10 protein-coding genes and 1 other RNA gene are annotated in these 10,591 nt (G+C 38.6%); 6 read left to right on the top strand and 5 right to left on the bottom strand.

Translation table 11 applies throughout. The features are described 5' to 3' along the window. Positions 1-3 precede the first annotated feature (3 nt). The gene (gene mraZ / locus L659_RS0108280; protein ID WP_007582904.1) at positions 4-462 is read right to left on the bottom strand and encodes a division/cell wall cluster transcriptional repressor MraZ; all 459 of its coding nucleotides are present in this window, start codon (positions 460-462) and stop codon (positions 4-6) included. Between the two features lie 496 nt (positions 463-958). Between mraZ and L659_RS0108275 the strand changes: the two genes are divergently transcribed. Genes L659_RS0108275 through L659_RS0108265 form a run of 3 tightly spaced genes read left to right on the top strand, consistent with a single transcriptional unit; the run spans position 959 to position 2,003 of the window. Further along, a complete protein-coding gene (locus L659_RS0108275) occupies positions 959-1,297 on the top strand; it encodes a hypothetical protein (protein ID WP_010554292.1) in 339 nt (112 codons plus the stop codon). A gap of 6 nt (positions 1,298-1,303) precedes the next feature. Beyond that, positions 1,304-1,750: a hypothetical protein gene (locus tag L659_RS0108270; protein ID WP_024590208.1), complete on the top strand. Its 447-nt coding sequence runs from the start codon at positions 1,304-1,306 to the stop codon at positions 1,748-1,750. Positions 1,751-1,760: 10 nt separating this feature from the next. Beyond that, entirely contained in the window at positions 1,761-2,003 is a 243-nt protein-coding gene (locus tag L659_RS0108265) for a hypothetical protein (RefSeq protein WP_024590207.1), read from the top strand. A gap of 3 nt (positions 2,004-2,006) precedes the next feature. Here the strand turns inward: L659_RS0108265 and L659_RS0108260 are convergent, their stop codons facing one another. Together L659_RS0108260 and L659_RS0108255 are read right to left on the bottom strand one after the other, a co-directional pair. After that, positions 2,007-2,981 (bottom strand): glutathione S-transferase family protein, encoded by a 975-nt coding sequence (locus L659_RS0108260; RefSeq protein WP_024590206.1) that lies wholly within the window; start codon positions 2,979-2,981, stop codon positions 2,007-2,009. A 21-nt stretch (positions 2,982-3,002) separates the two neighbouring features. Then, on the bottom strand, positions 3,003-3,845 hold the full coding sequence (locus tag L659_RS0108255; RefSeq protein ID WP_024590205.1) for a pirin family protein: 843 nt from the start codon (positions 3,843-3,845) through the stop codon (positions 3,003-3,005). Between the two features lie 201 nt (positions 3,846-4,046). Here L659_RS0108255 and L659_RS0108250 point away from each other — a divergent pair, with 201 nt between their 5' ends. Further along, positions 4,047-7,151 carry a bifunctional diguanylate cyclase/phosphodiesterase gene (locus L659_RS0108250; RefSeq protein WP_024590204.1) on the top strand — a complete coding sequence of 1,035 codons (3,105 nt, stop codon included), beginning with the start codon at positions 4,047-4,049 and terminating at the stop codon, positions 7,149-7,151. 89 nt (positions 7,152-7,240) lie between these two features. Then, positions 7,241-8,128 carry a LysR family transcriptional regulator gene (locus L659_RS0108245; RefSeq protein ID WP_010554286.1) on the top strand — a complete coding sequence of 296 codons (888 nt, stop codon included), beginning with the start codon at positions 7,241-7,243 and terminating at the stop codon, positions 8,126-8,128. 3 nt (positions 8,129-8,131) lie between these two features. Here the strand turns inward: L659_RS0108245 and L659_RS0108240 are convergent, their stop codons facing one another. Continuing rightward, positions 8,132-9,085 (bottom strand): YihY/virulence factor BrkB family protein, encoded by a 954-nt coding sequence (locus L659_RS0108240; protein ID WP_007582878.1) that lies wholly within the window; start codon positions 9,083-9,085, stop codon positions 8,132-8,134. Positions 9,086-9,202: 117 nt separating this feature from the next. Here L659_RS0108240 and L659_RS0108235 point away from each other — a divergent pair, with 117 nt between their 5' ends. Further along, a complete protein-coding gene (locus tag L659_RS0108235; RefSeq protein ID WP_024590203.1) occupies positions 9,203-10,282 on the top strand; it encodes a mechanosensitive ion channel family protein in 1,080 nt (359 codons plus the stop codon). A 74-nt stretch (positions 10,283-10,356) separates the two neighbouring features. Here the strand turns inward: L659_RS0108235 and rnpB are convergent. After that, an RNA gene (rnpB, locus tag L659_RS1000000123205) (RNase P RNA component class A) lies at positions 10,357-10,591 on the bottom strand; the annotation flags it as partial.

Here is a 10,591-nt window from a genome sequence, read left to right as displayed (position 1 = left end):
CTGTTAGAGTGTAAAATTATCTAAATCTTGGTTAGGTTCAAAATCGCCAAGCCTTTCAAGCTCAGTATCTTGCTGCATTTGCTCGTGCCAACGCGCCTCATCCCAAATTTCAAATTTATTCATCAAACCAACTAGCATGATTTTTTTGCCAAGTGATGCATGAGCCCTCAGTGACGGCGCAAGCAAAATTCGACCATTTTTATCAAGTTGATATTCAGTAGCATTCCCGAGCAACATACGCTGCATTCGACGGGCTCGTGGGTTCATATTGGAGATTTTAGCTAAACGGCTTTCTATTTCTAGCCACTCAGCCAGCGGATACAACCATAAACACGGCTCATTTAATGCGACGGTACAAATAACCGTTCCCTGATCTTCAGACAATAGAGATTCTCGGTACTTAGTCGGTACCGCAAAACGCCCCTTATCATCCAAACTCAGTGAACTCGCGCCACGAAACATAAAAAACCTACTTTAAAATTGTTTTATTCAACTTTTGTTTATTTTTATCCAGTGTGATCCACTAAAAACCACTTTTTACCACAGTGCTCCAGTTTAGGGCTTGACAAGCCATTTTGTCAAGTAAGCTGACCAGCTTTAGTAAGTCCCAAAGCTAGAAAAAATAAGGGCTCAAGCGAAGCGTTTGAATTACGTGGGAAAAAGTGGGATTGTGATGAAAAAAATATCTATTCTGTTTTTTATAACTTTCTGTTTACACGCTTTGCTTACTGAATAACCAATGAATATTTACAACTTTTTAAGCATTTTCACTCCCTTTGTAAAATTTACCTAACCGTGTAGTAATAGTTACTGTTTGCTTTAAATTACCAAATATGAAAAGTTATATATAAACAATAAAAACCAATAAAATCAATAGGTTAAAATAAATAACAAGTTTGGTTTAATCATTGCATCATCTAAATCACTATTTAAATTTTTAACTTATTAAGGATTGATTATGGCTACTGCAACAAATACGAAACCAAACACAACTTCAGATGTTAAGCCTGACGTTAAACTAACAAATACTGAATCACCTCTTACAGAGAAAGCAACATCAGCGGCGCACGATGCTGTAGATGCACTTTCTAGCAAAGCAGCAACAGCTGAAAGCAGTGTTCGTAAAGGCGCTTCGAGTTCAGCAGAAGCACTAAGCGAAAAACAGCTTATTGCACGCGAAAAGTTAAGTGAATGTACAGCTAAAACCCGTGCATTTGCTTCTGAAAATCCATTAGCAACCGCGGGTATTGCTTTTGCTGCGGGTATGCTGATTACATCACTATTTCGTCGTAAGTAATCAGTGATGAATAACCCACAAACAAGCGCAGCCAAGGATGGTGAAGCGCAAAACCAAACAACTGAGCAGCAGAGCCAAAAGGACGATTGGCAAGATCATATTGCAAAGCTTTTAGAGTACTCTAAGCAGCTCAAGGATGATTACCAAACTCAAGGAAAGATCACCCATCAGCTTGCTAAAGCTGAATGGCGGTTATCGCTTAGATCGCTTGCATTGATCACTATATTTTTAGGCTGTTTTGCCAGTGGTTTGGTTTTGTTGTGGGCAGGATTTCTAGGTGCTGTTGGATACGGTGTATATGATCTTTTTGGGTCAGTATGGCTAAGTATTGCAACAGCTACTTTGCTGCAAGTTGCTTGTTTAGCATGGCTTTGGAAAAATACGGTTTACCTAAGCAATAAAATTGGCTTTAGTAAAACACTTAAAAGCTTAAAACAACTGTTTAACTTATAAGGAAATTACTATGTTAGTTAACTACTTAATTAAAGCACCTAATGAAAACGTTGATGCTCTGAGTAAGCAAACGGATACGCGCAGTGAGTTAAAACGCCAACATCATGCAGCGTTTCAATATAGACTAAAGCGTTTTGCCGCAACTAAAGTGGGACTAACAAGTGCCTTTTTAGCCGGTGCAGCTGTACAAGCAGGAAAAGGCGAAACCAGCTTGGTAAGAAAATACGGCTGGCTTGTTAGGTTGTTTGCTTAAACGTTAAACGTTTCTACCGTGATCAGATAAGTAATCAACACTTGGGCCACTTGGCACAACTTGTGTTGGATTGATCATTGTATGGCTAAAATAGTAATGACGTTTAATGTGGTAAAAATCAACTGTCTCTGCTACTCCCTTAACCTGATATAACTCTCTAAGGTATCCGCTCAAAGCAGGATAGCTTTCAATTGTGCGTAAATTACATTTAAAGTGACCAACGTACACACTATCAAACCGAATGAGAGTGGTGAATAATCGCCAATCTGCCTCTGTGAGGTTATCCCCTGTTAAATACCGCTGCTTGCTCAGTATCCCCTCTACTGTATCGAGTGCTTTAAATACATCATTAAATGCCTCTTCATACGCATCCTGAGTTGTTGCGAACCCCGTACGATAAACACCATTATTTATACTTGGATAAATCAACGCGTTTAATTCATCAATTTTTGGTTGCAGCGTCTCAGGATAGTAATCATCTTTATTACCTGTTAATTCATTAAATGCACTATTGAACATACGTATAATATCGGCAGACTCATTACTGACAATTTTATTTAACTTTTTATCCCACAATACAGGTACGGTGACTCGCCCGGAATACTTAGGATTATTTTTTGTATACACTTGATGTAAGTAGTTACTATTAAATAAAGCATCACCAGTACTGTGGTTTTGCGTATCAAAAGCCCAACCACTATCAAGCATATCAGGGCTAACAACCGACACCGTAATTAAATCTTGTAACCCTTTTAACGCTCTAAATATAAGCGTTCGATGCGCCCAAGGACACGCAAGTGATACATATAAATGATACCTGTTCGCTTGTGCTTTAAAACCGGCCTCGCCCGTTATTCCAGCGCTACCATCAACAGTTACCCAGTGACGTAACTGCGCAGTTTCGCGTTCAAACTTACCGTTACTTGAATCGGTGTCGTACCATTTATCTTGCCATTGACCGTTAACTAATAATCCCATAAAACTCTCCTAAAAATACCGTTAAATTTTGCCAAACTCGCCGTTTTGATAATCACGCACTGCTTGCTGTACTTCAGCTTGAGTCGTCATTACAAACGGCCCCATATGAGCAATCGGTTGATTGAGTGGATCGCCGGCTAAAACCAATACACCAGCGCCTTGTTCAGAGCTAATATTAATATCACTACCTGGTTCTAAAATAAGTAACTTGCCCGTTGGTATTGTTTGATTGTCGCTCATTATTAGTGAGCCGCTATGAATATAAAGCATTACTTTTTGTTGGCTAATAGGTTCTAAATTCATGCTTTTACCAGCGGGTAATGTAATATCAGCGAGCGCCGCATTAGCAGCTAAACTTTGCAGAGCGCTTGTAAGCGTTTCACTTTCGAACTGCCACGATCCCGCAAGTGCTTTTAACGTCACACCTTGCGTATTTGTAAAACTCGGAGCTGGGTTTTTAGTAGTATCTTGATAACGTGAATCACGCATTTTTTCTGCGCTTGGCATGTTGATCCAAATTTGAAAGCCATGCAAACCGTCAACAGCATCCGCGAGTGGCATTTCACTGTGCATGACGCCGCGCCCTGTACTCATCCATTGCACATCACCTGCTTTAATTGCTTCTCTGTTACCCATTTGGTCACGATGTTCAAAGCCACCTTTTAGAATATAAGTAAACGTTTCAATACCTCGGTGCGGATGCCCAGGAAAGCCTCCCATATAATCTTTTTTGTCGTCTGACTTAAGTTCATCAATCATTAAAAAGGGATCTAAATATTTACCATCAAACCCAGGTATACGGCTAATACTCACACCATCGCCATCTTGAGTTGCATAAGCTGTAAGTATTTTTGATATTTTCATTTATTAATTCACTCTAAAGAATAAGTTTATGGGGTTATTAAATCATCCATTAAACAAAACAACTATGTCTTTAAATCGACCTTAACATTCCAAAAAATAGAACTATAATGATTCATTGGTTACATTTTCAACCTTATAATTACTATGGTTATTTGGAGTGAATTTGGCTACAATTGTTATTGCAAAATACAAAACTAAGGAATGGTTATTTTTACTTATTCTCTCAAACATCAGCTTTATCGTTTACTTATATTGCTAAGTATTCCGGGCACCGCTGTAATTATTTTTACACTGCTGCTTGAACGCGATCACTCTATTGAGCAAAGTGAAAAAAAAGTAGAAAATATTGCTAAGCAATTAATTTTACAGCAAAAGCACTTAGTCGATGATATTGACCGTTTAGCGCGTTATTTGGCTAAAGAGGAAAGTAAGAAAGAAAATTTAGCAACGACCTGCCCTAATTATTTTAATCAATTTAGATCTATTTACGCACATGTTGCCAATATCGGGATTATAGATCCAAATGGCATTGTTATATGCACAACAAGCGGGTTAGCCAAAACAATTAATATTGCCGATCGGGCGTATTTCCAAAACGCCTTAAAAAGTAACCAATTGTCGGTAGGTTATTTTCAGCACGACCGAAGTCTGCAAAAAAACACCCTTAATTTTGCGTTACCTATTATTAATAAAAAAAATGTAATTCAGGGCGTTGTAGTTATCGTTGTTGCGCTTGACTGGTGGAACAATGCTTTTAATGACATTGAACTTCCGCCAGGCTCTATTGCTGCAATTGCTGATTCTAACGGAAAAATTTTAGCGCGTTATCCACCTACAACGGCCGCTCTTGGCGATAATATTGCACAGACTTTATTAGCAACTGATTCTTCGATTGATAATGAGGCATCAACAAAAATAAAATCTATTGAAGGTGAAGCCCGAATGCTTCATCACTCTGTTATTTACAGCGATCCAAGTAATAACAGCTTAAATATACATATCGCACTTCCTGTCACACATGCTTTAAAGCAAATAAATAATAATTTTTTTATAGCGATTGGTGTGTTTATTTTATCGCTGCTGATGCTGTCTTTAATTGCACGTAAACTACTTAAAACCAGCATTATTGACCCAATTAATAATCTAACAAATGCAACAAACGTATTGGCTAAGGGCGAGATGCCCGCACAAAAAATACAACCCAATAATCCAGAGCTAAATACTCTCTATCAGCGTTTTAAATCAATGGCGCAAACTCGGTTAACAGCTGAAGCTAATTTAAAAAACAAGCATGATGAGCTTACTAGCTTGCTTAATACTCTGCCCGATAGTTACGTTAGAATTAACATCCATGGCGATATTCTCAACATAACAGGACAGTTTAAGCCCCAAGTAAATCCTAACAGCACGGTAGTACCTCATTTATCATCAATACTTTCACACAGCAATGTTCAGCTTTTGTTATCGCAGTTATCTAAACTTGATGTTTCGAGCAATTTAGAATTCACACTCGAAAAATCAGATCCTAAACGCAGCTTTGAAGCACGTATTAGCGCAATGCAAAGTAAAAATGAATACGTTGTTGTGCTACGAGATATAACACAACGAAAAGTAAATGAAGAAGCACTCCACCTTGCCTCACTAGTGTATAACAACAGTAGTGAAGGCATGGCAATCACCGATCCAACGGGCATTATATTTGATGTAAATCCTGCGTTTTGTAAAACGACTTTATATAGTAAAGAAGAAGTTATTGGCCGGTCCTCTTCAATTCTTTCATCAGGAAAACATGATAAGAATTTTTACAATAAAATGTGGTCTGAATTACAGCAAACAGGCCGCTGGCAAGGCGAGGTTATTAACCGTAAAAAAAACGGGCAGCTTTATTCTGAGTGGCTCACAATCGATACTATTTATGATACAAATAACGCACCTATTCGTCGTATCGCGATATTCACAGACCTCACAGAAAAAAAACAAGCTGATGAAACCATTTGGCGACAAGCTCATTTTGATCACCTAACTGACTTACCAAATCGTTTAGAGTTAAAGGAGCGATTAAATCAACGATTTTCAAATGTTGTTACTCCAGATAATCAATTGGTTGTCATGCTTTTAGATATTGATCACTTTAAAGATATTAATGACACATTAGGCCATCACTATGGCGATAACTTATTAAAACTCGTATCTCAGCGTATAGTCCAGTCGGCAAAAAACGCTGAGTTTGTGGCACGAATTGGGGGAGATGAGTTTGTTATTGTATTTAGTCACATTAAAAGTACGCGCCATATTAATCAAATTGCGAGTAATATTTTACTTAGTCTATCGTCAGCTTTGCATCTTGAAAACGAAGAGTTATTTATTAGTGCAAGCATAGGCATTGCTTGCGCTCCTAATGATGGTGAAAATACTGAACAGCTTTTAAAGGCAGCCGATCAGGCTATGTATAAAGCAAAAAGTAATGGTCGTAACTGTTTTGAGTTTTTCTCTGCTGACATGCGCGAATATGCACACGCGCGCATGGTGCTATTAAAAGACTTACGAAGTGCCATAGAACTTGAACAGTTTGAGTTATTTTATCAGCCCATAGTTGCTTTAAATGATTTACATATTCATAAAGCGGAAGCGCTTATTCGTTGGCAACATCCCGAAAAAGGCCTAATTAGCCCTATCGCATTTATCCCACTTGCTGAAGAAACCAGGCAAATAAATGCAATTGGTCAATTTGTATTTGCCCAAGCTTTGCAAACACTTAACGATATAAAAACACTAACCGATGATACTTTTCAAATAAGTGTAAACGTATCGCCAGTGCAATTATCCACGCCAGAGAGTGGCATAGATGAATGGTACGATATGCTAAAAGCAGCAAAACTGCCTGCTTCGTCAATTGTCGCAGAAATAACTGAAGGCTTAATGGTTAACCCTGAAGCACTTACGCAAAGACGCCTGAAAGAAATAGTAAAATCAGGTATGCAGCTTGCTCTTGATGATTTTGGTACCGGGTATTCGTCGCTCGCTTACTTACAAGAAATGGACACCGACTATTTAAAAATAGATAAACGTTTTGTTGATAATATTCAAATAGGCAGCCAAGAACTTGCATTGTGTGAAGCCATCATTGTTATGGCACATCAGTTGGGCTTAAAAGTAATCGCCGAAGGAATTGAAACTAAATTACAAATGCAGCTACTACTTGAAGCAGGATGCGATTACGGTCAAGGTTATTTATTTTCAAGACCTTTAAATAAAAGCAGTTTTATGGCACTTCTAGCTGATAAAAAAGTAGCTTTATTAAAATAAATAGACAAAAAATCACTGTTACGCAATAAATAATGCGTCTGCGCGGTCAAGTTAAGCAATCAGATATAAAGTAGTAACAGGATTTAAAAATGGCAAAAGCAACATTAGAGCAATGGCGAATGTTTAAAGCGGTTGTGGATCATGGCGGGTTTGCAGGCGCAAGCGCAGCTGTACATAAAAGTCAGTCAACCGTACACCATGCTGTGCAGAAACTTGAAGCCGCCTTGCAAATTAAGTTGCTTGAAGTAAAAGGCCGTAAAGCATTTTTAACCGATAGCGGTAAGCTGATTTTACGCAGAGCCGAGTTTTTAATTGAAGAAGCGACTAAAATAGAATCGGTAGCAAGTACACTAAGCGAAGGCGTGGAAAGCACGTTAAAAATAGCTGTTGATGAGGTTTTTCCACACGCTATTTTATATCAAGCACTTGCTAAAACGAGTGAGCTTTACCCTCTTTTAAAAATTGATTTAGTAGAAAGCGTGCTAACCGGTGCAAACGAATTATTACATAACTCAGTGGTTGATTTAGCTATTTCGTCAATTCCTATCTATGGAATTAGTTGCAGTACGTTATGCGATATAGAGTTTATAGCGGTTGCGCATAAAGACCATGTATTACACCAACATACTGAACAACTCAACTTTCGTGATTTAAAGCTACACCGGCAGATAGTAGTGCGCGATTCAGCAACCCACACCAGTCACAATGAAGGCTGGCTAGGTGCAGATATGCGCTGGACAGTAAGCCACTTACGTAACTCTATTGATATGGTTAGTCAAAATTTAGGTTACGCTTGGCTGCCAAAAACACAAATTGCACATTTAATTGAAGATCAAACCCTCATCGCACTTAATTTAGACCAAGGTACAACCCGCACTCTTAATTTATATTTAATGTGCAACGACAACGACAGGCTTGGTCCTGCAGCACAAGAGTTTAAAGAGCAAATTACTGCACTTACTAATTTAGCTAATTAATAGCTATTCATTTTTTACATCGAGGTGATCTGCTACATAGGCGCCTCGCTGCCCACGCTCTTTAGCCGGCCCTACAGTGCTATCTTTACCTGTTTGCTGCTCAGTAGCTGCATTAATTACAGCACCTAATGTGATTATGTAAGCGCTGATATACAACCACATCAGCATAATCACTACACCACCTAGTGAGCCATACGTTTCGTTGTAACTAGAAAAGCGCGATACATAAAATGAAAAACCTATAGATGCCAAAATCCAAAGCACGGTAGCAATAGACGACCCCATTGTGATCCAACGCCATTTAGCCGGTTTACGATGTGGGGCATAACGATATAAAAGTACCAATGCAAAATTAAAGGTAAAAGCTAATAATGGCCAAGAAATGAGTTTAATTAATAAATCTATACTTTCTTTTAGTCCCACTAAATTAAGTACAATAGGTAAAATACCAATAATTAATAGCGCAAAAATTGCGACTACAATCGCTCCTACCGAAAATAAAAAGCGCACTAGTTGAGCCTGAAAAAATGAGCGTTTTTCATACTCACGATAACTAATATTACATGCAGTAATAAGTGCTTGGCTGCCCTTTGAGCTACTCCAAATAGTAAGTATGAGCGTACCAATTGCACTTAAGCTCAAGCTTGCACTTGATGTTTTAGCTAGGCTAGAAACCTGAGATAAAATTAGTTCACTGGTGCTTGGTGGAAGCAAAGTAACTATTTTACTTAAGTGCTCACTAATATCTGTTGGGGATGAAAAGTACGCATACACTGATACCATCGCCGCAATGGCTGGAAAAATAGCAAGTAACGCATAAAATGCCACACCGGCAGCCACTATAGATAAGTTATCTTCACTCATTTGCTTAAAAATACGTTTAACAATATCCCACCAACCTATAAAAGGGATATGTGCAGGCTGCTCTGCTTGCTGTCCTCGTTTAGCTTCTTTCATTCTAAACCTCAATATTTGTATTACGTTACTACAGCAAAATATTTGCCAAGTTATAAGTGTTTGGTACCAAACTTGCTAATATTTATCTATAAATGACTCTAACACGGAAGATAAGCCATGCTCGGCATCCTAAAAAGCAGTGTAGCGCTAAATAATACAACACCAATAACTGAAGTGATCAAAGTTGATACACTTTCGTGGAATTTCTTTTATGAGCAAGGCGTGCAATTACTTCACGTAACAGCGCAAATATTACCCACTCTTTTACTCGGCATAATGCTTTTAATACTCAGTTACTTAATTTCAGGACCACTTTCTAGATTACTAATCAAACCCATTGACTATATGACTGACAGCAAGCTTGTTCACCTAGTCATAAGGCGCAGCATAAGCACCCTAATAATTTTATTTGGGGTGTATTTATTTTTACGTTTGGCAGGGCTTACTCAGTTTGCTGTTGCGATTATGAGTGGGACTGGGTTAATAGGTTTAATACTCGGCTTTGCTTTTAGAGACATAGCAGAGAACTTTATTGCTAGTTTATTACTGAGCGTACAAAGACCTTTTAAAATTGACGATGTAATTGAAGTAGATGGCCGATTAGGTATTGTTAAAAAAGTAACCGCAAGAGCAACCACGCTTGTTGATTACGATGGCAATCATATTCAAATACCCAATGCGACTGTATATAAAAATACCATTAAAAACCTGACTGCCAATCCAAAAATGCGCGGAAAAGTAGAAATTGGTATTGGCTACGATAACGATATACGCAGCGCACAAACCCTCGCCCTAGATATTGCCAATCAACAAAATGCAGTACTTAGCGACCCACCCGCGCAGGTTTTAATAAAAAACTTAGGCTCATCTACTATTAACTTCGTTTTGTATTTTTGGGTTAATAGCGAGCAGCACAGTCCATTAAAAGTAGCCTCCCAGCTTATGCGCGAATTAGTCAATGAGTTCACAAAACAAAACATCAGCATGCCTGATGACGCACGAGAGAGAATTATACTCACCGACCCTAATGAAAGTGTTTCTAGTTTAGAGGAAGAACAACCATCGCAAATACAAAGCGAAAAAAATGAAACTGTTGAGCAAACTAAAACGCTTGATGATGTAAGCAGTGATACTGACGAAATACGTGAACAAGCAGAGCAATCTCGCGATCCAGAACAAGGGAAAAATATTATTTAATAATGCTGAAGTTGTATTAACTAAAATTTAGACACAAAAAAGCCCGCAGTATTAACTGCGGGCTTTTTATTGAATGAGTGAGTCAGCCTATAAGCCGGGTTTTGTCCTTTCCGAAGAAAGTGATAATCATTCGTCTAGGCCATAAATCGCTCTATGGCTCAAGCAACCTACCCGGTTCCAACGTGGGCCACGCCATAAGGAACCCTATTTGGTCTTGCTCCGAGTGGAGTTTACCTTGCAACCGACTATTACTAGCGGCCCGGTGCGCTCTTACCGCACCCTTTCACCCTTACCAATCGAGATTGGCGG

It is taken from the genome of Pseudoalteromonas sp. S8-8 (genome assembly GCF_000497875.1).
Lineage (GTDB): Bacteria > Pseudomonadota > Gammaproteobacteria > Enterobacterales > Alteromonadaceae > Pseudoalteromonas > Pseudoalteromonas arctica.
This window is presented reverse-complemented; position numbering and strand designations above follow the sequence as displayed.